Below are 23,662 nucleotides of genomic sequence, written 5' to 3'. Positions count from 1 at the left end.
TCTTTGACACCCCTGACATATTCGTCAGGCTGGCATACTTTGACGAAGGTGTCAAACAAGCCGTAGGCTCGGTGTCATGGTCGGACAGCGGCAATTCGATGAACGGCGCACCCTCGAGCGTGCCCGCGACGTCTTCTGGCTCAAGGGCTACGGCGCGACCTCGATGCAGGACATCGCGACCGCCTCCGGAGTGCTGCGCGGCTCGCTCTACAACGCCTACCGCGACAAGGAGACGCTGTTCCTGCGCGTCTTCGAGGGCTACGCCGAGGAGTTCCTGGCAGAGGCGGCCCGCACGCTCGGCCACCCCGACGTAGCCCGGGCGTTGCGCGACTTCTTCGACTTCACCATCACGTCCATGACCACGGGCGAGCCCACCCGCGGCTGCCTGTCGACCAAGACCGCGATCGACACCAAGGCCGAGGGCGAACGCATCCGCGCCGCGCTGCGCGAGCTGATCGACGGGATGGAGCGGCTGCTGCTCGAACGGATCTCGGCCGAGGACGCCCGTTCCCGGCTCGCGATCCCGCCGGAGGAGGCGGCCCGCGTACTGATCACCATGACGCGCGGCATCGTCGTGATGGAGCGCGTCTACCAGGACCCCGAGCGGCTGCGGGCCACCGCCGCCTCGCTCGTCCAGGCGCTCCTTCCGTGAGCCGGGAGCCGCAGATCCTGGCCTGCTCAGGGGTGCTGAATCCGCCGGAGGGCTTCCGGCATGTCGGCGTGCAGATCTGGCAGGCCATGCGTCTGGCCGACGTGCGCAGGCCCAGGGTGTGCCTCATCGCGACGGCGGTCGGCGACTCGCGGGAGTTCATCGACGGCTGGATGGCGCGGGCCGCGACGTTCGGCGGCGACCTGTCGCACCTCCAGCTGTTCACGCAGCCGAACGTGGCCGACGTGCGGGCGCACCTTCTCGCCCAGGACGTGATCTTCGTCTCCGGTGGGAGCGTGGTGAACCTGCTCGCGGTCTGGCGGGCGCACCGGCTCGACGAGATCCTCCGCGAGTGCTGGGAGAACGGCGTCGTGCTGGCCGGCCAGAGCGCGGGCAGTCTCTGCTGGCACCGGGGCGGCGTCACCGACTCCTTCGGCGACGAGCTCGACGCGCTGGACGACGGGCTGGGGTTCCTGCCGTTCAGCAACGGGGTCCACGACGACCTGGGCGACCAGCCCCGCAGGTCGAGCTTCCGCCGGTTCGTCCGCGAAGGACAGCTCCCCGCCGGCTACGCGACCGAGGACGGCGTCGCCCTCCACTACGTGGGCACCCGGCTGCACGACGTCGTGAGCGTCCTTCCCGACCGCAACGCCTGGCACGTGGAGGCCGGAGAAGAGACGGCCCTTCCCGCCCGCTGCTGGGTCCCGGCTGGTTGACGCCGCCCCCTGCGGGACGGCATCGTCACCGCCGTCCGCCGAACTCCCAGTCGTGGACCTCGATGGCGGCGTACCGGTCCACGGTCAGGACGGCGCGTGCCGCGTCCGGGTCCGGCGCCCGCATCAGCAGCGCCGTCCCGAGCCAGGTGGCGCCGTCGTCGGACAGCAGCGGCCCGTACGCGATCAGGTCGTCCTGGTCGGGCGGCGGGACGAGGTCGGCGGCCTGCCCGGAGCCGAGGCCCAGCACCAGATAAAGGTTGCCGCCCTCTCGCCCGCCGGGGAAATCCCCCATGGTGCGTCCCAGAACGTTGCGCCATCGGCGGAGCATCACGTCGCGGTACACGCCGGCCTGGTAGTTGGGCTCGTCGAAGGCGAACGCGCGCGCGGCGGCGGGATCCGGCAGGTCGACGATGTGCACGCTGCCGGTGGCCGTGCCGCTCTCGCGGATGAGGGTCGGGCCACGGGCGATCAGCTGGGCCGCGTACCGGTCCATGTAGGACCAGTGCTCCTCCACCAGCTCGTGTCGCAGCGCTGTGGAGTCGGGCCGATCGCGGTGATGACAGAAGAACTCCATGGCGAGAGTACCTACCACGAACCGGTTCGCGTCAGCCGCGCGGGCGGCTTGGTGCGTACGCGTTCCTCCGGACCAGGCCCGACAAGGTAGAAATACGCGGACATTTCGCCAACCTTTGCGCTCTACTACCTCCCGCACATCGCACGATCTTGAGGGGGAAGCGCAAGTGACGACAATGAGCCGGACCCGGCGGGGACGGCTGCGCAGGCTGACGGCGAGCCTGGCGCTGGCAGGGGCCGCCCTGGCCCTGCCAGGGAGCGCCGAAGCGGCTGTGGGCGGGGTTCCCGTGGTGGCGGACTGGACGTCCGCCGGGCAGAACGCCGCGAACACGCACTACGCGGCGACGGAGACCGCGATCGGGGCGGGCAACGTGGGGACGTTGCGCAACCGGTGGACGTTCACGGCCGGAGGAAGTGTTTCGGCCACTCCGGCGGTCGTCAACGGCGTGGTCTACGCGCCCGACTGGGGTGGAAACCTGAACGCGGTCAACGCGGCCACCGGTCGCGCGCTGTGGACGAGGCCGGTCAGCGACTACACGGGCGTCAAGGGCGACGTGTCGCGGTCGGGCCCGGCGTACTGGAACGGCCTGCTGGTGCTGGGGGACGGCGGGTTGCAGAGCCCCACCCTGTCGGGCGCGCGCGTCTTCGGCGTGGACGCGATCACCGGTGAACGGCGCTGGAGCACCGTCGTCGACGACACCCCCGCCGCGATGATCACCGGCTCTCCGGTGGTGTCGGACGGCGTCGTGTACGTGGGCGTGTCCTCCAAGTCGGAGGCGCTGGCCGAGGAACCGACGTTCCGAGGCAGCATGGTGGCCCTGGACGCGGCCACCGGCAAACTGCTGTGGAAGACGTACACCGTGCCGGAGGGCTACACCGGGGGCGCCATCTGGGGGAGCACCCCGGCGGTCGACCAGAAGACCGGCCTCGTCTACGCCGCAACCGGCAACAACTACACGACCCCGGAGGGCGTATGCACCAAGCCGGACGAGACGGGCTGTGAACAGCCGTCGCCCGACAACCACATCGACGCCGTCATCGCCTTCGACGGAGAGACCGGCGCGATCAGGTGGGCGACGCACACCTTGACGGCAGACACATGGACGGGCGACCAGCAGTTCGGCCCCGACTTCGACTTCGGGTCCGCGCCCGGCCTGTTCACCACGGTGATCGACGGCAAGCCGACCGACCTGCTCGGCGTCGGCCAGAAGAGCGGCATCTACTGGGCGCTCGACCCGGCCACGGGTGAGATCGTCTGGCGTACGGTGGTCGGCCCCGGCGGCCTGGCCGGCGGTCTGGAGTGGGGTGCCGCGACGGACGGCAGCCGCATCTACGCCGCCGTCACCAACTCCGACGGGGTCGAGACCACGATCACCTCGGCCACCGGCGTGAAGACGACCACGAAGGCGGGCTTCTGGGCGGCTCTCGACGCCGCCACCGGCAAGATCCTCTGGCAGACGGCCGACCCGCAGGGCGGGCTTGTCTTCAGCTTCGTCTCCGCCGCGAACGGCGTGCTGTACGGCGGCACCTTCGGCCCGGAGGGCGACAACATGTACGCACTCGACGGCGCCACCGGCACCGTCAGGTGGTCCTTCCCCAGCGGCGGCTCCGTGGTCGGCGGCCCGGCCATCGTCGACGGCTCGCTCTACTGGGGCTCCGGCTACCAGACGCTCGCCATGGGGTTCCCGTTCGACGGCTCGAACGACAAGCTGTACGCCTTCTCCCTCCCGCAGGCGCCCCCCGCCCCGCAGACGGTGTACGTGTCTCCGGCGGGCACCGACACGGGGGCGAACACCTCCTGCGGGACCGCCAAGTTCCGCTCGATCGGTGCTGCCGTCCGCGCGGTCGCCTCGGGCGGCCGGGTCGTCGTCTGCGGCGGCACCTACAAGGAGGCCGTCGCCGTCACCAAGCCGCTCTCGCTCGAGGTGAACGGCAACGTCGTCCTCGACGCCACCGGCCGGTCGAGCGGCATCGAGGTCGACGCCCCCGGCGTCACGGTGACCGGTTTCACGGTGCAGAACGCCGCAGGCGACGGCATCCTCGTCAGGGGCGTCGACGGCGCCTCCGTCGTCGGGAACGTGGTGCTGAACAACCGGAACGGCATCCACCTGATGGGCAGCTCGCGCTCGAAGGTGGTGAACAACGCCAGCCGCGGCAACACCTCCGGAATCGTCGTCAGCGACGAGACGGGACCCGCCGCGGACAACGTGGTCACCGGCAACTCCGTGCAGGACAACCCGCTCGGCGACGGCATCCTCCTCGCCGGCCGCGGCAAGGCCGGCGTGTACGGCACCACGATCGAGACCAACACCGTCACCGGCAACGGTGGCGGCGGGGTGACGCTGACGTCGTCGTCGGCCGGCGGGTCCGTGCACGGCAACACCGTGCGGGGCAACATCGTCAGCGGCAACGCCGGCGCCGGGGTGACCGTGCGAAGCCTGGCCGCCGGCCAGGACTTCAGCGGCAACGTCATCGGCGGCGCGAACACCATCGGCACGAACAACGCCAAGGGCGATCAGACCACCGGGGTGCTCGTCACGTCCGTGGGTCCGCTGACCATCAAGGTCAGTGGGAACGCGATCGCGAACGACCACTTCGGCATCCGGACCGACGGCCCGGTCACCGTGGCGGACGCGTCCGCCAACACCTTCAGCGGCGTCACGGTCCCGCTGTCGGCGGACTGAGCCCGCGTTCCGCACCGCCCCGCGGGCCGGTTCGTGTCAGCCGCGCGCCCGGCTCGCGGGCGGCTTGACGCGCACGCGCTCCTCGGGGCGGCTGTCGATGTCGCCGAGTTGCTCCAGGACGGTTTTGCGCAGCTCGTCGTAGTCGGGGAAACGGTGGTCGTTGAAGAGGGTGTAGCCGGTCCACATCAGGTTGGCGCACACGCGCGGCGGCACCTGGCCCGTCGCCGCGCCCATCCCGACCAGCGCCACCGACGTGATCGAGCCCGGCTGATCGGCGTTCTGCATGTGGATGGCCTGGAACGCGGCGGCGCAGGCCAGCGCGACGTTGAGGGTATCGCTCACGTTCTGCGCCGAGGGCACCATCGTCGGCGTCGAGATGAGGAACTTCGGGTTGGTCGCCCCGGACTTCACGCACACGGCGCCGCCCACCGGCAGTGACCCGCCGAACCGGTCGCGGATCGCCCGCTGGACGCGCAGCTGGATGCCCGCCCCGAGGTGCCGCTTGATGACCGCGTCGACCCCGCCGTTCATCAGGCCGCGGGAGTTGGTGGGGCTGACCCAGGCGTCGACGTGCTCGTCGAGGATCGAGCCCTTGTGGATGTCGATCCCGGGTGTGTCGGCGAACGCGGCCAGCCACGCCTGCACCACCTCCGCGTTGACGTCCACCAGCACCACCCTGAGCGGCGGCTTCACGTGCTTGACGGTCATGGCTTCCTCCGGGGAACGACGGTGTCTCCAGCGCCGACGACCATAACGGCTCGTACCGACAGAATTAGATCTTGTCCACAAATGTCGCACTGAGGCGGCACAATTCCCGAGTCCCCCGTACCGTCACCGATCCGGGAGCCCCTCCGATGAGCGACACCCCCACGCCCGACCCGAACGACCCCCTGGCCCTGGCCGAGCTCTTCCAGGGCGGGGGCGAGCCATGGCTGCCCCTCCTGAAGCCGGTGATCGAGGCGCAGCCGGCCGCGGCCACGTTCATCGGGCCCGGTCGCAGCCCGAGTGTCGTGCCCGTGCGGGAGCTGACCTTCCAGGCGCTCAAGCCGAACCCGCCGCACAAGTGGAAGGTCGTCGTCTTCGGCCAGAACCCGTACCCGCGGGCCGAGAGCGCCACCGGCATCGCGATGTTCGACAACACCTTCCACGACTGGGCCGACAGCCGGTTCGGCCGGGTCGTCTCCGTCCGCTGCATCATCAAGGCGGCGGCCATGTGGAAGCACGGCATCCCCAAGAAGACGCCGGTCGGCGACATCCGCGCGCTGCTGAAAGAGCACGACACCGTGCAGCCGCCGGAGTGGTTCCAGGCGATGCTCACACAGGGCGTGCTGCTGCTGAACGCGGCCCTCACCGCCAGCGGCGACGGGGCGATGGCCACCGACCAGCACACCGCGTTCTGGCGCCCGGTCGTCGAGCGGCTCGTCGAGGAGATCCTCAAGGCCAAGCAGGACGCCCCGGACGAGAAGGACCGCGGCGTGGTCTTCGCCTGGTGGGGGGCGCACGCGCGCAACCTGAAGCAGGTCGTGCTGCGGCTGCAGCGGAAGTACCCCGGCGTCGAGGTCCGGCACATCGACCACGCCAACCCGGCGGCGCAGGGCGACCTCTTCTGCGACGGCGACCACTTCGCCGAGGTGAACGGGGCCCTCGGCGAGCTCGGCGCCGACGAGATCGACTGGCTGCCCAGCAGGGGCTGGAACGAGCTCGCGCCGGCCGACACGGCCGACCGCATGGGCGCGTTCATCGCCTCCACGATGGAGCTGCACAAGCTCTATCTGGAACGGCTCGCCGGCGTCAAGGACGAGGGCCTCGAGCTCCCCGCGATCACCGGCGTCTTCGACACGCCGCTCATGGACTTCCGCGAGGCCGTCGCCCCGGTGGCCGCGCTGCTGCCCGGCCTCGACTGGCACACCGACCAGTCGTACGAGTTCGCCGCCAAGCACGCGGGCGACTCCGGCGGCCTGTCGCCCGACGAGGTCGCGGCCCTCTACCTCTACACCTGCGAGTCGGCGTTCTACCGCCAGATCAACGCGACCCTGCGCAACCCGGACCGCAGCCGGATCGTCCCGTACCTGCCTTACCTGCGGCTGTTGTTCTCCGCCGTGTCCCGCCTGCCGGCCCGCAAGGAGCCGCTGTGGCGCGGCGTCTCGCTGGACCTGCGCGCCCAGTACCCGGTGGGCCGGACGGTGACCTGGTGGGGCGTCTCGTCCTGCACGTCCAAGCTCGGCGTCGCCCGGTCCTTCCTCGGCAGTCGCGGCAAACGCACCCTCTTCGAGGTGCATCCCGTACGGGCGGTGGGCATCAGGAACTTCTCCGCCTTCACCGGCGAAGAGGAGTACATCCTGGCCCCCGGCACCCAGCTCAAGGTCGTCGACGTGAAGGCCGAACGCGGTGGCCTGTGCACTGTACGGCTGACCGAACTTCCCGAGCAGCCCCTGGTGGCCTGATCAGAGCGTGGGCACCCCGTGGACGGGCGCCGAGGTGTCCCCAGAGAGCTGCTGGCTGCCGATGACCGACAGCAGCCGCAGCTTGTCGTGGCTCTCGCTCCCCGGGCTCGCGGTGAAGACCAGCAGCGTCTGCTGCTGGTCGGAGTCGTGCAGGATCTGGCAGTGCAGTTCGAGCTCGCCGACGACGGGGTGCCGGAACCGCTTCACGCCGGTGTGCGCGATGCCGACCTCGTGCTCGTCCCACAGGCGGCGGAACTCCTCGCTGGTGTTCAGCAGCGTGCGCACCAGCGCCCCGGCCCGTGAGGCCGGGCCGTCCACGGCGTGCACGGAACGCAGCATGGAGGCCAGCGTGCGGCTGTGCAGGTCCCACGCGGACGGGTGGTACCTCGCCTTCTCCTCCTCGCCCGCGAACCACCGGTAGATCGCGCTGCGTTCCTGACCGGTGTAGCGGCTGTGGTCGCCGTCGAAGGCCATGTGGGCCCGCGTCTGCATGAGCGTCTCGGTGAGCCGGTTCATCACCATGGCCGGCGTGTCCTCCAGCCGCTCGAGGATGCGCAGCAGCCCGGGATTGATGTGGTCCGTACGCGTGGACCGCGCTGGTATGCCGTGGCCGGCGAGGACGAAGAGGTGGTCGCGCTCCTCAAGGGTGAGGTGGAGCGCCCGCGCGATGGCGGTCAGCATGGCCTCCGACGGCTGCGGCCCCCTGCCGCCCTCCAGCCGGCTGTAGTAGTCGGGTGACATGACCGCGAGCGCGGCGACCTCCTCGCGGCGCAGCCCAGGAGTGCGCCGGCGCCGGCCGCGGGGCAGGCCGACGTCCTCCGGCTGCAGCGCCTCGCGTCGTTTCCGCAGAAAGTCGGACAGCTCCTGGTAATCCATGTGGCCCCTCCTTACACCACCCACCAGGTAACCCCCATGGCCGCCGGTTAGCCACGGCTCGTCAAGCCCAGTCGTCGGCCTTGACAAGGCGGCCGGTGGTGTGGCAAGGGCCCCGTAGCCACGTTCTGGCAGAGCCTGGTTCCCGTCGTGGCGGCGGCTGACGATGAATGCGCCGGGGGCAACGGCCGCCCGGCCTCACACACCGTTCAGCATGGGGGTTCCATGTCCATCACTGTCAACCGGCAGATGCAGATCGCCGCGCCCGGTGCCGGGTTCACCCTGGTCGAGCTGCCTGTCCACGAGCCGGGCGTCAACCAGGTCCGCGTCACCGTCGAGGCGTGCGGTGTCTGCACGCACTCGGACATGCTGGTCGGCGCCGGCCACTTCCCGGGTGTGACCTTCCCCGTCGTCCTCGGCCACGAGATCGCCGGGCGCGTCGACGCCGTCGGGCCGGGCGTGACCGGCTGGTCCGTCGGCGACCGCGTGGCCGTCGGCTGGTACGGCGGGAGCTGCGGCCACTGTGACGCCTGCCGTACCGGTGAGGGGATCTACTGCGAGGAACTGCAGGTCCCGAGCGTCAGCTACCCCGGCGGCTACGCCGACTCCGTCGTCGTTCCCGTGACGACCCTCGCGGCGATCCCGGACGAGCTGACGGCCGCCGAGGCGGCGCCGCTCGCGTGCGCCGGCGTGACCGTGTTCAACGCCCTGCGCCGCAGCGCCGCCCGTCCTGGGGACACCGTGGCGATCCTCGGCCTCGGCGGGCTGGGCCACCTCGGGGTGCAGTTCGCGGCGAAGATGGGCTTCCGTACGGTCGCCATCGCCCGCGGCGACAAGGCCGAGCTCGCCCGGCAGCTCGGTGCGAGCCACTACATCGACAGCACCACGGCCGACGTCGCCAAGGAGCTGCAGGCGCTCGGCGGGGCCAAGGTCGTGCTGTCCACGGTGTCGTCGGCCGCGGCGGCGGCGGCGACCATCGACGGGCTGGGGCTGCACGGCGAGCTCGTGCTCGCCGGGCTCAGCATGGAGAAGGTCGAGGCGTCGCTCTTCCAGCTCGGTCACGGAGGCAAGCGCGTCTACGGCCACTTCTCGGGCATCTCGATCGACACGCAGGACACCCTCCGGTTCGCCGCCCAGACCGGGGTGCGGGCATGGACCGAGCAGGCTCCGCTGGAGGAGGCCGGCTCCGCCTTCGCCAGGGCCACCAGCGGCGACGTCCGTTTCCGCATGGTGCTGACCACGGGCAACTGACCATCCGACGGGCCGTCGCTCGCCACGGCGGCCCGCCCGCGAACCAGAGAGAAGAAGATGTCCTCCGTCGTACTCATCACCGGCGCCTCCAGCGGGATCGGCAACCTCACCGCCCGCGCGCTGGCCGGCGCCGGCCACACCGTCTACGCGAGCATGCGCGACCCCGGCGGACGCAACGCCGACCATGCGGGCGAGCTGCTCGACTTCGCCCGGCATAACGGGCTCGACCTGCGGATCGTCGAGCTCGACGTCCGCGACCAGGCCTCCGTCGACGCCGCCGTCACGACCGTCGTCGAGGCCACCGGGCGGCTCGACACCGTCGTCCACAACGCCGGCCACCTGTTCGTCGGTTACGTGGAGGCGTTCACCGCCGAGAACGTCACGAGCCTGTTCGACGTGAACGTCATCGGCGCGCAGCGGGTCAACCGCGCGGTGCTGCCGCACCTGCGGGCCCGCCGCTCCGGGACGCTGCTGTACGTCGGCAGCACCTCCTCCGTCGTGGTGCCGGCGTTCCTCGGCCCGTACGTGGCCTCGAAGGCGGCCTTCGACATCCTGGCGCAGGTCACCGCGTACGAGGTCGGCCGGTTCGGCATCGAGACGACCATCGTGATGCCGGGCCCGTTCACCAAGGGCACCTCGCACTTCCCGAACGCCGACCACGCCGGCGACATCCCGGTGGCGCGGGACTACGACGCCGTTCTCGGGGACATGGTCGCCAGGAACGAAGCGGCCACCGAGACCCTGTTCCGGGGAGCCGACGCCGACCCGGTCGCCGTCGCCGAGGAGATCACCCGCATCCTCGCCCTGCCTCCCGGCACCCGGCCGTTCCGCAGCGTGGTCGACTTCACCGACGCCGGCGTCGAGGAGCTCACCGACGCCCTGCTCGAGGCGCAGGAGAAGTTCCTCGACCGGATGGGCTTCGGCGAGTTGTTCCCGGGCGCCGCCCCGCCCCGCCCTGCCGCGTGATCCGCCGGGCCGGCGCATACGCTGGCCTGGCGATATCCGGTCACGTCGGACGACGGGGCCGGAAGTGACAGCGGAGCGGAGTTCATCGATATGAAAGCGGTCGTTCTGGAGAAGTTCGGCTCGGCGGACGATCTTCGGGTCGTCGACCTTCCCGAGCCCAAGGTGGCGCCCGGTGAGGTGTTGATCCGGGTCAAGGCCGCGGGCGTGAATCCCGTGGACTGGAAGCTCGCCGCCGGGTACCTCGATCCGATCATGGAGACCGGTTTCCCCCTGATCCCCGGCTGGGACGTGGCCGGCGTCGTCGAACGCGTCGGGCTCGACTCCCCGGAGTTCGCGGTCGGCGACGAGGTCTACGGTTACGCGCGCAAGGACTGGGCGCAGAACGGCACCTACGCCGAGCTCGTCTCGGCGAACGTGCGGATGCTCGCCAAGAAGCCGTCCTCCGCGACCTGGGAGCAGGCGGCGGGGGTGCCGCTGGCGGGGCTGACCGCGTACCAGGCGATCAAACGCGCCGGGGTGACGGAAGGCGACACGGTGCTGGTCCACGCGGCGGCCGGCGGGGTGGGATCGTTCGGCGTGCAGATCGCGGTGGCGCTCGGGGCCCGCGTCATCGGCACCGCGAGCGAGCGCAACCACGACTTCCTGCGCTCGCTGGGCGCCGAACCGGTCTCCTACGGCGAGGGCCTGGCCGACCGGGTCCGCGCCCTGGCGCCGGAAGGCGTCGACGCCGCTCTCGACTTCGTCGGCAGTGAGGAGGCGGTGGAAACGTCGTTCGCGCTGGCGGGGCGGGCCGACCGGGTGGTCTCCATCGCCGGGGGACGGGCCCAGGAGCTCGGCGGCCACGTCATCTGGGTCCGCCCCGACGCGGCCGACCTGGCGACCCTGGCCGAGCTCGTCGACGCGGGCAAGATGACGATTCACGTGGACAAGACGCTGCCGCTCGAGCAGGCCGCCGAAGCGTGGCGCCTGAGCGCCACCGGCCGCACCCGCGGCAAGATCGTCCTCACCGTCTGACTCCGTCCCCGCGACTCCGGGGGCCGAACCAGCGCCCTTCCACGGGCGTCCGCTGGGATGCGTGGGGTTGCCCCACGCATCCCAGCGGCCGGCGGGTTCGCGTCCTGTTCGAAGCGAGGGAGCACAGCGCGCCTCGATTTTCCGGTGAGGCTTGGGAGCGGTACGAGTTTCATCCTCCGGATGCTCGCCGACCGGAATCTGAAAGGGATGGCCGCGACCCGGCTTCCGCTCGTCCTCACCGGCCCTGGGCGTCAGCGCTGGGAGATGAAATGCAGGATCACGTTGTGGACGTGGTGGCTTTTCTGCTCGCCCCGGAAATCGACCTCGTACACGTGGGTGCCTACGTTGATCGCGATCGAACCTGACGAGAAGAAGGACCCGGCGAAGGACTTGTTGCTGACCACGCTGACACTGGTGATCTTCGAGTAGGGAATGCTGGTGATCGCGACTTTCTTCCCGATGAACGACTTGTCCTGGATGATTACGCGGCGGTCGGTGAGCCCTAGAAATCCCGTTCCCGCACCGATCGCGTCATAGACGGCGATGATCTGCTCGTTCTGCATGAGACCGCTCTGGATCTGCTGCAGTTGTTCCTGCTTGTCGTACGGGATGGACTGGTTCACAGAAACTCCCTACCGAATGTCCGGTCGGCGATAACGCCATATACACGCAGATCCTACGACTTAACGGCAGTTCGTAGATCTTGGGCGGCCGATTCCGGAGGCGGCCATTTCCGCGATGCGCAACGCCACGGAGTCATGCCGGGGCGGCTGGTGTCAGTCGCGTGTCAGCCGCGGCGTCAGAGCGGCGACGGCCCCGTATCAGAGCGGTCGGCGATGGTTGACGCCATGAACGGTTCAGCGGCCGCGACCTCGACGAGAACCACGAACTCACCGAGGCCACGGGCGCCGCACCGGGCCGGATTTCGAGGACTGTACGCAAGGAGACTCATGATGGGAACGAACAGCAGCGGCTTCTCCGCATCGGGCCTGAGCAGACTGCGCGACGTGCTGGCGCGGCATGTCGAGTCCGGGAAGATCCCCGGCCTGGTCGCCCTGGTCAGCCGCGGCGGTCAGACGCACGTCGAGGCGCTCGGCACGATGGAGCACGGCGGGGGCGCGCCGATGCGCCGGGACACGATCTTCCGGATGGCCTCCACGTCCAAGCCGGTGTCGATCGCGGCGGTGATGGTCCTGCTGGACGAGTGCCGGCTGCGCCTGGACGACCCGGTGGATCCGTGGCTGCCGGAACTGGCCGACCGTCAGGTGCTGGCGCGGCCCGACGCCCCGCTCGACGACACCGTGCCGGCCCGCCGGCCGATCACCGTGCGGGACGTGCTGACCTCCACGTTCGGGCTCGGCATGGACTTCACGGCGCTGGGCACGCCGATCATGAACGCGGTCTTCGAGCAGGGGCTCACGCCCAACCTGCCGGTGGAGGTGCCTGAGCCGGACGAGTGGATGCGCCGCCTGGGCGAGCTCCCGCTGCAGTACCAGCCCGGCGAGCGCTGGCAGTACCACATCAGCAACGACCTGGCCGGGGTGCTGGTCTCCCGGGTCACCGGCCAGTCGTTCGAGGAGTTCCTGCGCGAGCGCGTCTTCGAGCCCCTCGGTATGAAGGACACCGGCTTCCACGTGCCCGCCGACAAGATCGACCGGCTGCCCCCCCTGTACGCGCCCGACCCGATCACCGGCGAGTTCCTCGCCTGGGACGAGCCCAAGGGCGGACGGTGGAGCCGGCCTCCGGCGTTCCAGGGCGGCGGTGGCGGGCTGGTCTCCACCGCCGACGACTACCACGCCTACTTCCAGATGCTGCTCAACGGCGGCATCCACCAGGGCAAGCGGATCCTGTCCCGGCCCGCGGTCGAGCTGATGACCACCAACCGGCTCACCCCCGAGCAGCAGGCCCCCCGCCACGCCACGGCCGTCAACAACGTCCACATCTCCTTCGGTCAGGGTCAGCAGGGCGGCTGGGGCTACGGCATGGCGGTGCGCACCTACCGCGGCGACTACGCGCCGATCGGCCAGTTCGGCTGGGACGGCGGCAGCGGCACCTCCAGCTACGCCGACCCGTCCAATCAGCTCACCGGCATCCTGCTCTGCCAGCTCGGCTACACCGTCCCGAACCCGGCGCACCTGATGGTCGACTTCTGGACCACGCTCTACCAGGCCATCGACGACTGAGACCCTCTCGGCCCGGCCGCATCCCACCATCCCTCCGTTCGACCAACTTCCAAGGAGCACATCACCATGTCCGTCACCCTCACCGACCAGGACAAGAGCACCCTGCGCACCGCCGCCTACGGCGCCGTCACGCTGATGTCCGCCGCCGGCGCCGCCGGCTCGCCGCACAAGATCGCCACCGACGGCTCCATCGCGCTGGCGTCGGCGACCGGCCTGATCGGGCACGTGCTCGCCGAGAAGACCAAGGACATCGACCTGAACGGCAAGTCCGTCGCCGCCCTGGCCGACCACGTGCTGCCTGCCCTGACCGAGGCCATGAGCCTGCTGAAGAAGCAGGCACCGGACGAGGCCGGCAACTTCCGCGCCACCGTCCTCATCGCCATCGAGGCGGCCGCCCAGGCCCAGAAGGGCGGGCCCGGCCCTACCCTGCTGGACATGGCCCGCAAGATCACCGAAGCGCTCGACGCCGCCTGATCCGATGTCGTCCCGCCAGAGCCGGTCACGGGGCCCTGCCAGGACCCCGTGACACCGGCTCACCATCGGCACGCCGGCGAAGGCGCCGGCAGGCGAATCAAAGGCCCGCTCCAGGTTTCTCCTGGAGGCGGGCCTTCGTGCTCTCCGAGTCGTCCACCAGTCAGAACGTCCGAAACAGAGCTTGATGTACTAGTTTGACCCGACTCTGATATTTACACGCGGAAAATGGTGGTTTACGTTGATCACTGGTATTACCCAGCGGGTGGCGCCCCCGACATACAACGTGTTTGCCATGCCTCCGACAGGCGAGGCATTCACCGAGGTGACGACAGGAGATCTGCCGTGGGCTCCTCCGACAACTCTCATCCGTTACCAGACGCCTCCTCTCCCGATCCGGCGATTCCGCATCCACCCCGCCCACGGCGGCCCGTAAAGCGCCCCCTCGCGGCGCTGGCCGCCCTGCTGGTGGGCACCGCCGTCGTCATGACCAACGCGCCCGTGTGGGGAACGGACGGCACCGTCGCATTGGGCGGCACGCGGCTGTCCTCGGCCACGAAGTACACCGTCGGCCTGCAGCCGGCCACGGACCCGGGCCCCTTCCCGGAGAGCGTCACCCCGACGACTCCCACCATCACGATCGCCGGCGCGCGTGACGGCGAAAGCACCTTCGACGTCGTCGAGTACCCCCAAGTGCAGCCGAAGCAGCCCGGGCAGATGGACTTCGACCACTTCCACACCGGGATAGAGATCCAGTGGTGGCTGAAGAAGTGGGCCCACGACCACCCTGACCTGGTCGACCTGTACGTCGTCGGCGAGAGCTTCAGCGGTCAGCCGATCTACCAGCTGACCATCACGAACAAGTCCACCGGCGCCGACACCGACAAGCCGGCCGCCTTCTTCGAGGGCAACCGGCACTCCGGCGAGACGTCCTCGGCCGAGAGCGCGCTGTGGCTCGCGCACCATCTGATCACGCAGGCCGGCAAGGACGACAAGGTCGACGAACTGCTCGCCGAGAAGGCCTTCTACATCCGGCCGGTGAACAACCCGGACGGGCACGACCTGTACCTCTACACCGCCCAGACGAACCGGTCGTCGGTACGGCCCCAGGACAACGACGGCGACGGCAAGCTCGACGAGGACTCCGGCGACGACCTCAACAAAGACGGATACCTGAGCCAGATGCGCCAGTACGTCGGCGCGGGCAAGGGAACGCACGTGGTCGACGAACGCGACCCCGCCAAGAACGTCATGCGCAACGTCGGCGCCGGCAACGGCGACTACCTCATGTTCTCCGAGGGAGTCGACAACGACGGTGACGGTGACGTCAACGAGGACGGTGTCGGCGGCCTCGACCTGCACCGCAACTACCCCTACAACTGGCACGTGATGCCGGAGAACGACGCGACAGGCCGGAACCTGACCCAGGGCGGCGCCGGCGCGTACCCGTTGTCGGAGCCGGAGACCCGCCACGTCTACACCTGGCTGATGTCCCACACGAACATCGGCGTGGTGAACAGCATGGACACGCGGGTGCCCATGCACCTCCGGGGGCCCTCGACCTGTGACCCGAAGGAGTGCATGTACACGAGCGACCGCAGACTGTACGAGCACTTCGACAAGGCGGGCGCCGGGTTCACCGGCTACCGCTACACCGGCAGCGTCTACATCGACTACGCCACCCGCAACGGCGGTGACCCCGCGCCGCTGTTCGGTCACGGGCCCGACTTCGGCTACTTCCAGTACGGCGCCATCTGGTACGGCGACGAGCTGTGGAACGGCGGCGACTTCAAGGACTACGACGGCGACGACAGGTTCTCCGACTGGGAGCGGTCGCGGTGGTGCGCCGAGAACGGCCGTACCGACTGCTTCCTGCCGTGGACCACGGCCCAGCACCCCACGCTGGGCGAGGTCGAGGTCGGCGGGATCAACCCCAAGTTCTGGTCACAGAACCCGTCCGCCGATCTGGTCGGTGAGTGGGCCGCGAACCAGGCGCGCTTCAACCTCTACCTGTCCGAGTCGCTTCCGCAGGTGAGCCTCTCGCAGGTGAGGGTGAAGCCGCTCAGGGGCGGCCAGAGCGACGGCGCGACCCACGAGATCACGGCGACCGTCACGAACACCGGCCGCATCCCCACCGCGCTGGAGCAGGCGAAGGAGATCAAGATCGTCGCCCCTGACACCGTCGAGGTCGACGGTGCGCGGGTCGTCGGCGAAGCTCCCGAGTTCTACCTGGACGGTGGGAAGGCGCAGAAGGTGACGCTCCGCGTGACCAAGGGCGACGCCGACACGGTCAAGGTGACCGCCGTCAGCGTTCGCGGCGGCCTGTCCTCCGCGACGGCACGTCTGGGCTGATCCGCTGAATCGTCCCCGTCTCACGCCCGCGTGGGGCGGGGACCCGGTGGTCAGGTCCGTCGGGGGGAGCGGATCAGCAGGATGGCCAGTGCCTCGTCCTGGCCGACCGTGCTGTAGACGTGTGGGACGTCGGCCCGCCAGGAGATGTGCTCGCCCGGCCCGGCCAGCAGGGGGGCGTCGGCCGGGCCGGCGCGCAGCACGCCCGCGTAGACCGTGACGTGCTCGGTCACGCCGGGGGCGTGGGGTGGCGAGTGTTGCACGACGCCGGGACGGACGCGCATGCGCAACAACTCGAACGTCGCGCTCGGCTCCTCGAAGACCTCCAGCAGGGTGGCGGTCACGGCGGCGCCCGGCACGCGGACGGCCTCCGCGGGCGGTGAGCCGGGCTCCAGAACCAGCGCCGTCAACGGCACGCCCAAGGCTCCCGCCACCGCGTAGAGCGTCTCCAGCGTCGGGTTGCGGGTGCCCAGCTCCAGGCCGGACAGGGTGGCCTTGCCGATGCCGGCGCTGCGGGCCAGCGCCGACAGGGAGATGCCGCGGGCCTCCCGCAATCGCCGCAGCCGGCTCCCGATATCCGTGTTACGGCCGTCCACCCGGCAATCCTTGCATTCCCCCGCCGGACTTGTCCCGCGGTGGCCAGCTGGCTATGGTCGTCCCGTGCGTTCCGTAAACGGAACGGTTTGGGAGGTGCGGGTGCAGGCCGTCATGGCTGGGCTGGTCAGCGCGGTGGTCGGCTACGCCAGTTCGTTCACCGTCGTGCTCGCCGGGCTGCGTGCCGTCGGGGCGACGCCGGGGCAGGCCGCGTCCGGGCTGCTCGCCCTCTGCTTGGGCATCGGGGTGGTGGCGGTCTTCCTCGGGCTGCGGTACCGCATGCCGATCAGCATCGCCTGGTCCACCCCCGGCGCGGCGCTGCTGGTGGCGACCGGTCCCGTGCCCGGCGGCTTCCCGGCCGCGGTCGGCGCGTTCATCGTCTGCGCCGTGCTCATCGTGCTCGCCGGCCTGTCGCCCTGGCCCGCCCGGGCGATCGCCGCCATCCCGCGTCCGATCGCCGGCGCCATGCTGGCGGGCGTCATCCTCAGCCTGTGCACCGCACCGGTCCGCGCCGTCGTGGACATCCCGCTGCTGGCCGTGCCCGTCGTCCTGACCTGGGCGGTGTTGCAGCGGTACCTGCGGCAGTGGGCCGTTCCCGGCGCGCTCGTCGCGGCGGTCATCGCCATCGCGGTGCACGGGCCCGGCGACGGCCTGTCCGGCGCGGCGCTGCGGCCCGCGGTCGAGCTGACCACTCCGACGCTGAACCCGTCCGTCGTGGTGAGCATCGCCATCCCCCTGTTCCTCGTCACCATGGCCGCGCAGAACGTCCCCGGCATGACGGTCATGGCGACGTACGGGTACCTGCCGCCCCTGCGCCCGGTCCTCGTCGCGACCGGCCTGGCGAGCGCGGCGGCGGCGCCGTTCGGCGGTCACGCCGTCAACCTGGCCGCGATCACCGCAGCCCTGACCGCCGGCCCGGACACCCACCCCGACCCCGGCCGCCGGTGGATCGCGACGGTGGCCCTCGGCACCGGGCAGCTCGCACTCGGCCTCGGCGCCGGCCTGGCCATGGCCCTGGTGCTGCTGTCCCCGCCCGTGCTGGTCACCGCGGTGGCCGGCCTCGCGTTGTTGTCGGCGCTCGGCTCGTCGCTGGCCGGCGCGGTGACCGAGCCGGAGGGACGGGAGGCCGCGGTGGTCACTTTCGTGGTCACCGCGTCGGGGATGACCATCCTGGGCATCGGCGCGGCGTTCTGGGGCCTGGCCGCCGGCGCCCTGACCGCACTCCTGCTGCACAGGCGGTCGTCTACCACGAAAGCCGATCCCGCAGGCCGGCCGACCAGCAGTCGTAGTGAAAATCCGTCGAGTCGACCCGTACCCTCGCGCCGAGAATCGACCTCGGCCGAGCGCCACGATCGGCCGGACAGCAGCCCTAGACCGACGCGGTGACGAGCTCGTCGGCGACCCACCGTGCGACGTCGCTGGGGTAAGGCGCCGGCAGCCCGAGGACGATGTGCTGGAATCCGGCGGTGACCGCCTCGGTGATCGCCTCCCGGGTCACCCGGGGCTGATCGTAGGAGACCGGCAGGTGGATCGAGCGGGTGATCGAGGCGGGGTCGCGACCGATCTCGGCGCAGTAACGGTCCAGCAGTGCGCTACGGCGGACGACGTCGTCGATGTCGCCGCCGGGGATGTTCCACAGGTCGGCGTGCTCGGCGACCACGCGCAGCGTCGCCGACGAGCGTCCGCCGATCAGCACCGGCGGGTAGGGGCGTTGAGCCGGCTTGGGGTTGCAGAACGCGCCGGTGAGCTGGACGTAGGTGCCGTCGAAGTCGAACGGCTCGGTCTCGGTCCACAACCGCCGGATGACGGTGCACGCCTCGGCGAGGCTCCCCACCGAGTGGGCGAAGTCGTGGAAGGGCAGGCCGTGTGCGTCGTACTCGCGCCGGGCCAGCGGATGATCGGGACGTGAGCCCGCGCCGATACCGAAGTCGAGCCGCCCGCCGGAGACGACGTCGACGGTCGCGGCGATCTTGGCCAGCATCGCGGGCGGGCGGAAGCGGTTGCTGGTCACGAGCAGGCCGAGACGCAGCCGCCGGGTCTTGGCGGCGAGGGCCGAGAGCAGCGTCCAGCCTTCGTGGGCCGGTCCGTCCGGCCTGCCGCCGATCGGCATGAGGTGGTCGAACAGCCACGCGTGCTCGATCTCGGGAATGGCGTCCGCTTCCTGCCAGACCCGCAGGATGTCGCGGTAGTCGACCTGCATGGGGGCGGTCATGATCCCGAAGCTCGGCATGCGGTGGGTCCTTTCTGGTGATCGGGGGTCGGCTGCCTGGGTGCGTCACTTGGAGTCGATACGGCCCAGCGGATCGGCGCTCTCCGCCAGTTCGGCGCTCGCCGCGGACCAACTCGGGTCCGCGGGGTGGAGCGCACTGCGGAGGTAGGCCCACGTGAGCCGCTGGATCAGGGCGACCCGTTCGGGGCTCTCGTCCGTCGTCTCCGTGGAGGCGTATCCCGAGATCCCGCCCAGCGAGTGCTCCGCCCCGAACAGGGTGAGCAGGCTCTTCGTCCCGGAACTCAGGAGGTACGCGTCCGTGAACCACTCCGGTCCCCGGACGCTCAGGGCGGACTGGTCCTTGTCGCCCGCGACGATCAGGGCCGACGTGGTCATTCCCGCGAAGCCAGGGCTCATGAAGGGGAAGTGCTCGGCGGCGAACGGCGTCAGGTCGGCGCCGCCCGTGCCCGGCACGGCGAGCAGCACACCGGCCCTGATCCGCGGGTCGGACATGTCCTCACCCGGGACGCCCTCGGCGTCGAGGACCCGCGCGCCCAGCAGCATGCTCGCCGTCTGGGCGCCCCACGAGTGCCCGGCGACGGCGACGCGGCTCCGGTCGAGACGCCCAGCGAGGCCGGGGAGGGAGGCTTCGACGAGGTCCAGCCGATCGACGATGCGCGTCAGGTCCTCGACCCGGATGCGCCAGATCTCCGGGTAACGGGGATCATCGGGCGTGACGTTCAGCGTCCGCGAGTCGAGGTGGGTGGGCTGAACGACCACGAAACCGCGGGCGGCCCAGAAGTCGACCAGCGGGGCGTAGCCGTCCAAGGACCCGCCGAAGCCGTGCGAGAAGACGATGACGGGCAGTTCGTCGCCGGTCGCCGGGGCCGACACCCGTACCCGCAGGTCCTCGCCGCGGCCCGGAGCCGGCAGCACCACCGGGCGTACCGAGATGACGGGAACGGGCGTGCTGACGACTTCGTCGGGGCGGCGCATGGGCGTTTCTCCTTGAGAAATATCGTGGGCCGTGAGGCACGGCATGGTCACGGACCGCCTGTCCGGGCATCATGGACAAACGGATCCGCGTTCCGGAACAATACGGATCCGTGTTCCGTTTTGGCAAGATGAGTGACGGAGGCAACAGCGCAGTGGCTGACATCGGCAGCGGATCAGAATCGTCAGCCCCCCGGAAGCGGGCCGACGCCCGTCGCAACGAGGAGACCCTCCTGGAGGCGGCCGCTGCGGCTTTCATCGCCTCCGGCGTCGACGCGCCCGTGCGCGACATCGCGGCCAAGGCCGGCGTCGGGGTCGGCACGATCTACCGCCACTTCCCGACACGGGCCGACCTCATCGTCGCCGTCTACCGGCACCAGGTCGAGGCATGCGCCGAGGCGGGCCCGGCCCTGCTGGCGAACAGCGACTCACCGCACACCGCCCTGGTGCGGTGGATCGATCTCTTCGTCGATTTCCTGGTCACCAAGCACGGCCTCGCCGAGGCGCTGCAATCCGACGACGCCACCTTCGCGACTCTGCACGCCTATTTCATCGACCGCCTCGTGCCCGTGTGCGCCGAACTGCTGCACGCCGCCAGCAAGGCAGGCCAGATCCGCCCGGACATCCAGGCCCTCGAACTGATGCGCGGCGTCGGCAACCTGTGCATCGGCGCGAACAAGGACCCCCGATACGACGCCCGCCGCATGGTCGAACTCCTCCTCGCCGGCCTACGCCTCCCCTGATCGACCTCATCCAAGAGGCCGACAGCCGTAATCGCAGACAGCGCCGCAATCAACGGTCGTGACCGTCGATCAGCTTGGTGTTCTCGACGAGTAGCGGCTGGTCGAGGTTGCGCAACGTGACCGGATCAGCTTCGGTCGCTCGCAATGCCGGGCGTGACTTCGACCCGGACGACGAAGAAACCGTGCGGGTTCAGCGGGCTCGGTCGTAGACCAGGGCCATCGCGCCGAGTTCGCCGGTCTCCTGGTGGGTGAGCTTCCACTTCGACGGCGGGAGGCCGTCGTCGAACAGCCGCAGCCCGCCTCCGGCGATCTCCGGGATGACGATGAGGTACATCCAGTCGAGCAGGTCGGCCGAAAGCAGCGCCTTGGTGACGCTGGGGCTGGTGTTGACGAGGATGTCGCCCTCGCCGTCGGCCTTGAGCTCGGCGACGACATCGGCGACGGGGCCGTTCACCACGCGGGTCCGTTCCCACGGCGCCTCGGTCAGGGTGGTCGACAGGACCACCTTCTCGGTGTCGACCAGCCACTGGGCATAGTCGCGGTCGCGCGGATCGGCGTTGTCGTCCGTGGCGACCGACGGCCAGAACGCCATGAACCCTTCGGCGAGGACCCGGCCGACCCACGGTTCGGCCTTCTCCATACAGCGATCAGCCACGTTACCGGTGAGCCAGGGTGAGGAACGAACCATGGTCACCCGCGCCGCTCCAGCGCCCACCCCCCGTCCCCGACCCGCACCCACGGACAAGCCGCGACCTGAGCACGGCAGGTCCCTCACGCTCTGAAACAGGGCCTCCACCTGCGCGAGCGGCCGCTATCGAGGAATTGGACCGAGAAATGCTCACGAAGGATCAAGTCGTGGATCCAGGCTCAGGCGTTGTAGCCGCCGTGGGCGTCCAGCACGGCGCCCGTGACGTACGACGCAGCGGGGCTCGCCAGGAAGGCGATCGCCGCAGCGATCTCGTCGGGGTGTCCCATGCGCTGGAGGGACAGTGAGCTGAGCAGGGCCTTGAGGGTCTCGGGGTCCGGCGGCTCCATGCCGCCCTCCATCAGCCCGGCTTCCACGACGTTGGCGGTAATGGCCCGGGAACCGAGGTCGCGGGCGACGCCCATGGTGTACCGCTCGACCCCCGCCTTGGTCGCCGAGTAGTCGGCCACGCCCGGGACACCGACTCGAGTGCCGAACCCGGAACTCACCGTGATGACGCGGCCGCCCTCGCGCAGCACTCGGGAGGCGGCGCGGATGACGGCGATCACCCCGAGGTAGTTGGTGGCGTGCATCCGATCCAGCGCGGCGGTGTCGGCATCCGGGTCGCCCACCGTACCGACCACCGAGATCGCCGCGTTGTTGACGAGGATGTCCAGGCCACCGAAGTGCGCGACCACGTCGTCGATCAGCGCCGGCGCCTGGCTCACGTCCGCCTGGTCGGACTTGAACGCGGTGACCTTCGCTCCCCTGTTGCGCGCCTCGTCGACGACGGCCTGCGCCTGCTTCTCGGAGCTGACGTAGGTGAACCCGACGTCGGCACCCTGCTCGGCGAGCAATCGTACGGTCGCGGCTCCCAGCCCACGGGACCCTCCGGTGACCAAGGCGACCTTGCCCGTCAGCGGCTTGTTCATTCTTCTCACCTCACTGGTTGACCATCTTCCGATAGTTGAAACAGTAATGGTTACGACAGCTTGTCGCAACATTAGCTGTTACGACTGTGGTTGTCGTAACATCGGGAGTTGCGATCGAGAGGAACGAGTTCATGAGCGCCAACAGCAGGTTGACCATCGCCGCCCACGCGCTGGCCTGGATCGGCCTCTACCAGCGCCAGGGCCATGAGGTCGCCACCTCCGAGCAGATCGCGACCAGCGCGAGCACCAATCCCGTGGTGATCAGACGGCTGCTCGGCGACCTGCGCAGGGCGGGACTCGTGGAGTCCCGGCGCGGGGTGGGTGCGGGCTGGTCGGTGACGCGCGACCTGGAGTCGATCACGCTGCTCGACGTGTACGAGGCGGTGGAACCCGGTCCGCTGTTCGCAATGCACCGCGCCGCCCCGGATCCGGAATGCGTGGTGGGTTACGGCATCCAGCCGGCGATGCAGCGCATCTACGACGGCATCGAGGAGACCCTCCGGCGCGAGCTGGCCCACGTCACGCTGGAGGATGTACTCCGGGACGTTCTTGCGGCACCTCGCTAAGCTCCGTATGGGTAGCTCGTGCAGCTATCGTGCTCGGCCTTGGAGCAAGGTCATGCCACAGAGCCTCCCCCTCGCGCATGCTCATGCGATGCGTCAGTCGGCCCCGAATGGCGAGGGGGAGGTGATTACGTGTTCACCACCGGCTGGGGCGAGCCAGTGCACCCGGACACCGTCAGCTCACTCTTCCCCATCGTGATCAAGCGCTACAACGAGGTCCACCCGAACGCCCGACTGCCGCACGCCCGGCTCCACGACCTCCGCCATATCCACGCAACCACGCTCCTCCTGGCCGGCGTGCCCGTCCATGTCGTCGCGGCCCACCTCGGCCACGCCGACCCCTCGATCGCTCTGAGGGTCTACGCTCACGTGATCCGTGCAGCGGAGGCGTCGGCGGCGGACGTCTTCGCCCAGGCGATCGGTGAGTAGCGGGAGCCACCCGGGAGCCACCGTGTTAGCAAAGGTGTTAGCAAGATCTCGACTTTGTCCTGGCAAACACGAAGGCCCGCCTCAGGTTTCCCCTGGTGGCGGGCCTTGCTGCTGTGCGCGGCCGAGAGGACTCGAACCCCTAACCTTCTGATCCGTAGTCAGATGCTCTATCCATTGAGCTACGGCCGCTCGCTGCGTAAGCAAGCATAGCGGGTTTCTGTGAGTGCCTCGAACCAGAAACGGCGATCGGGTTGTCGTGGGGGCGATCTTGGCTGGGTGATGGCGGGCGGTTGAGGGGCTGTCTCTTATACACCTCTCCGAGCCCACGAGACTAGCGCTCC

The 23,662-nt window shown here is 69.8% G+C and carries 23 protein-coding genes and 1 tRNA gene; 14 read left to right on the top strand and 10 right to left on the bottom strand.

The window, feature by feature from the left end:
- The first annotated feature begins 76 nt into the window (after nt 1-76).
- Nucleotides 77-652, top strand: coding sequence for a TetR/AcrR family transcriptional regulator (locus tag C1J01_RS14000; protein WP_111179389.1), 576 nt, complete (start codon nt 77-79; stop codon nt 650-652).
- The gene (locus tag C1J01_RS13995) at nt 649-1,365 is read left to right on the top strand and encodes a Type 1 glutamine amidotransferase-like domain-containing protein (RefSeq protein WP_235854430.1); all 717 of its coding nucleotides are present in this window, start codon (nt 649-651) and stop codon (nt 1,363-1,365) included. The genes C1J01_RS14000 and C1J01_RS13995 overlap by 4 nt, the downstream gene beginning before the upstream one ends.
- Nucleotides 1,366-1,390: 25 nt before the next feature.
- Here the strand turns inward: C1J01_RS13995 and C1J01_RS13990 are convergent, their stop codons facing one another.
- Nucleotides 1,391-1,939 carry a YciI family protein gene (locus tag C1J01_RS13990; RefSeq protein ID WP_111179388.1) on the bottom strand — a complete coding sequence of 183 codons (549 nt, stop codon included), beginning with the start codon at nt 1,937-1,939 and terminating at the stop codon, nt 1,391-1,393.
- A 175-nt stretch (nt 1,940-2,114) separates the two neighbouring features.
- Here C1J01_RS13990 and C1J01_RS13985 point away from each other — a divergent pair, with 175 nt between their 5' ends.
- Entirely contained in the window at nt 2,115-4,622 is a 2,508-nt protein-coding gene (locus tag C1J01_RS13985) for an outer membrane protein assembly factor BamB family protein (protein WP_111179387.1), read from the top strand.
- A gap of 36 nt (nt 4,623-4,658) precedes the next feature.
- On the opposite strand, the gene C1J01_RS13980 is transcribed toward C1J01_RS13985, so the two are convergent.
- On the bottom strand, nt 4,659-5,330 hold the full coding sequence (locus C1J01_RS13980; RefSeq protein WP_111179386.1) for a macro domain-containing protein: 672 nt from the start codon (nt 5,328-5,330) through the stop codon (nt 4,659-4,661).
- A gap of 146 nt (nt 5,331-5,476) precedes the next feature.
- On the opposite strand from C1J01_RS13980, the gene C1J01_RS13975 reads away from it, so the two are divergent.
- Entirely contained in the window at nt 5,477-7,066 is a 1,590-nt protein-coding gene (locus C1J01_RS13975; RefSeq protein WP_111179385.1) for an ADP-ribosyltransferase domain-containing protein, read from the top strand.
- Here C1J01_RS13975 and C1J01_RS13970 read toward each other — a convergent pair whose 3' ends face one another.
- Nucleotides 7,067-7,942 (bottom strand): helix-turn-helix transcriptional regulator, encoded by an 876-nt coding sequence (locus C1J01_RS13970; RefSeq protein ID WP_111179384.1) that lies wholly within the window; start codon nt 7,940-7,942, stop codon nt 7,067-7,069. It lies immediately after the preceding gene.
- Between the two features lie 222 nt (nt 7,943-8,164).
- Here C1J01_RS13970 and C1J01_RS13965 point away from each other — a divergent pair, with 222 nt between their 5' ends.
- From C1J01_RS13965 to C1J01_RS13955, 3 genes are all read left to right on the top strand, one after another.
- Nucleotides 8,165-9,190: an alcohol dehydrogenase catalytic domain-containing protein gene (locus C1J01_RS13965; protein ID WP_111179383.1), complete on the top strand. Its 1,026-nt coding sequence runs from the start codon at nt 8,165-8,167 to the stop codon at nt 9,188-9,190.
- Between the two features lie 57 nt (nt 9,191-9,247).
- Complete coding sequence (locus C1J01_RS13960) at nt 9,248-10,156, top strand: SDR family oxidoreductase (RefSeq protein WP_111179382.1); 909 nt, start codon at nt 9,248-9,250, stop codon at nt 10,154-10,156.
- 90 nt (nt 10,157-10,246) lie between these two features.
- Entirely contained in the window at nt 10,247-11,170 is a 924-nt protein-coding gene (locus C1J01_RS13955) for an NADP-dependent oxidoreductase (protein WP_111179381.1), read from the top strand.
- Between the two features lie 251 nt (nt 11,171-11,421).
- Here C1J01_RS13955 and C1J01_RS13950 read toward each other — a convergent pair whose 3' ends face one another.
- Nucleotides 11,422-11,793: a PH domain-containing protein gene (locus C1J01_RS13950; protein ID WP_111179380.1), complete on the bottom strand. Its 372-nt coding sequence runs from the start codon at nt 11,791-11,793 to the stop codon at nt 11,422-11,424.
- Between the two features lie 327 nt (nt 11,794-12,120).
- On the opposite strand from C1J01_RS13950, the gene C1J01_RS13945 reads away from it, so the two are divergent.
- From C1J01_RS13945 to C1J01_RS13935, 3 genes are all read left to right on the top strand, one after another.
- A complete protein-coding gene (locus tag C1J01_RS13945) occupies nt 12,121-13,353 on the top strand; it encodes a serine hydrolase domain-containing protein (RefSeq protein ID WP_220039906.1) in 1,233 nt (410 codons plus the stop codon).
- 66 nt (nt 13,354-13,419) lie between these two features.
- Complete coding sequence (locus C1J01_RS13940; RefSeq protein WP_111179379.1) at nt 13,420-13,827, top strand: hypothetical protein; 408 nt, start codon at nt 13,420-13,422, stop codon at nt 13,825-13,827.
- Nucleotides 13,828-14,310: 483 nt separating this feature from the next.
- Nucleotides 14,311-16,176: a M14 family metallopeptidase gene (locus C1J01_RS13935; protein WP_220039905.1), complete on the top strand. Its 1,866-nt coding sequence runs from the start codon at nt 14,311-14,313 to the stop codon at nt 16,174-16,176.
- A gap of 50 nt (nt 16,177-16,226) precedes the next feature.
- Here the strand turns inward: C1J01_RS13935 and C1J01_RS13930 are convergent, their stop codons facing one another.
- Nucleotides 16,227-16,769, bottom strand: coding sequence for a helix-turn-helix domain-containing protein (locus C1J01_RS13930; RefSeq protein WP_220039904.1), 543 nt, complete (start codon nt 16,767-16,769; stop codon nt 16,227-16,229).
- Between the two features lie 64 nt (nt 16,770-16,833).
- Here C1J01_RS13930 and C1J01_RS13925 point away from each other — a divergent pair, with 64 nt between their 5' ends.
- Nucleotides 16,834-18,153 (top strand): benzoate/H(+) symporter BenE family transporter, encoded by a 1,320-nt coding sequence (locus tag C1J01_RS13925; protein WP_235854429.1) that lies wholly within the window; start codon nt 16,834-16,836, stop codon nt 18,151-18,153.
- Here C1J01_RS13925 and C1J01_RS13920 read toward each other — a convergent pair.
- Nucleotides 18,137-18,997 carry an LLM class flavin-dependent oxidoreductase gene (locus C1J01_RS13920; protein ID WP_111179378.1) on the bottom strand — a complete coding sequence of 287 codons (861 nt, stop codon included), beginning with the start codon at nt 18,995-18,997 and terminating at the stop codon, nt 18,137-18,139. The two genes, C1J01_RS13925 and C1J01_RS13920, sit on opposite strands and share 17 nt — an antisense overlap.
- A 45-nt stretch (nt 18,998-19,042) precedes the next feature.
- Nucleotides 19,043-19,972, bottom strand: coding sequence for an alpha/beta hydrolase family protein (locus tag C1J01_RS13915; protein ID WP_111179377.1), 930 nt, complete (start codon nt 19,970-19,972; stop codon nt 19,043-19,045).
- 128 nt (nt 19,973-20,100) lie between these two features.
- Here C1J01_RS13915 and C1J01_RS13910 point away from each other — a divergent pair, with 128 nt between their 5' ends.
- Nucleotides 20,101-20,712, top strand: a complete 612-nt coding sequence (locus tag C1J01_RS13910) for a TetR/AcrR family transcriptional regulator (protein WP_111179376.1) — start codon at nt 20,101-20,103, stop codon at nt 20,710-20,712.
- Between the two features lie 190 nt (nt 20,713-20,902).
- On the opposite strand, the gene C1J01_RS13905 is transcribed toward C1J01_RS13910, so the two are convergent.
- Together C1J01_RS13905 and C1J01_RS13900 are read right to left on the bottom strand one after the other, a co-directional pair.
- Nucleotides 20,903-21,352, bottom strand: a complete 450-nt coding sequence (locus C1J01_RS13905; protein WP_111179375.1) for a dihydrofolate reductase family protein — start codon at nt 21,350-21,352, stop codon at nt 20,903-20,905.
- A gap of 227 nt (nt 21,353-21,579) precedes the next feature.
- Nucleotides 21,580-22,329 (bottom strand): SDR family NAD(P)-dependent oxidoreductase, encoded by a 750-nt coding sequence (locus C1J01_RS13900; RefSeq protein ID WP_111179374.1) that lies wholly within the window; start codon nt 22,327-22,329, stop codon nt 21,580-21,582.
- A gap of 131 nt (nt 22,330-22,460) precedes the next feature.
- On the opposite strand from C1J01_RS13900, the gene C1J01_RS13895 reads away from it, so the two are divergent.
- Nucleotides 22,461-22,895 carry an Rrf2 family transcriptional regulator gene (locus C1J01_RS13895; protein WP_111179373.1) on the top strand — a complete coding sequence of 145 codons (435 nt, stop codon included), beginning with the start codon at nt 22,461-22,463 and terminating at the stop codon, nt 22,893-22,895.
- Nucleotides 22,896-23,024: 129 nt separating this feature from the next.
- On the top strand, nt 23,025-23,321 hold the full coding sequence (locus C1J01_RS13890; RefSeq protein WP_235854428.1) for a tyrosine-type recombinase/integrase: 297 nt from the start codon (nt 23,025-23,027) through the stop codon (nt 23,319-23,321).
- 116 nt (nt 23,322-23,437) lie between these two features.
- Here C1J01_RS13890 and C1J01_RS13885 read toward each other — a convergent pair.
- Nucleotides 23,438-23,510 (bottom strand) — tRNA-Arg (locus C1J01_RS13885).
- Nucleotides 23,511-23,662 lie beyond the last annotated feature (152 nt).

The organism is Nonomuraea aridisoli (assembly GCF_003236395.1).
Taxonomy (GTDB): domain Bacteria; phylum Actinomycetota; class Actinomycetes; order Streptosporangiales; family Streptosporangiaceae; genus Nonomuraea; species Nonomuraea aridisoli.
Note: the sequence above shows the minus strand (reverse complement) of the source record. Positions and strands in the feature narration are given on the sequence as shown.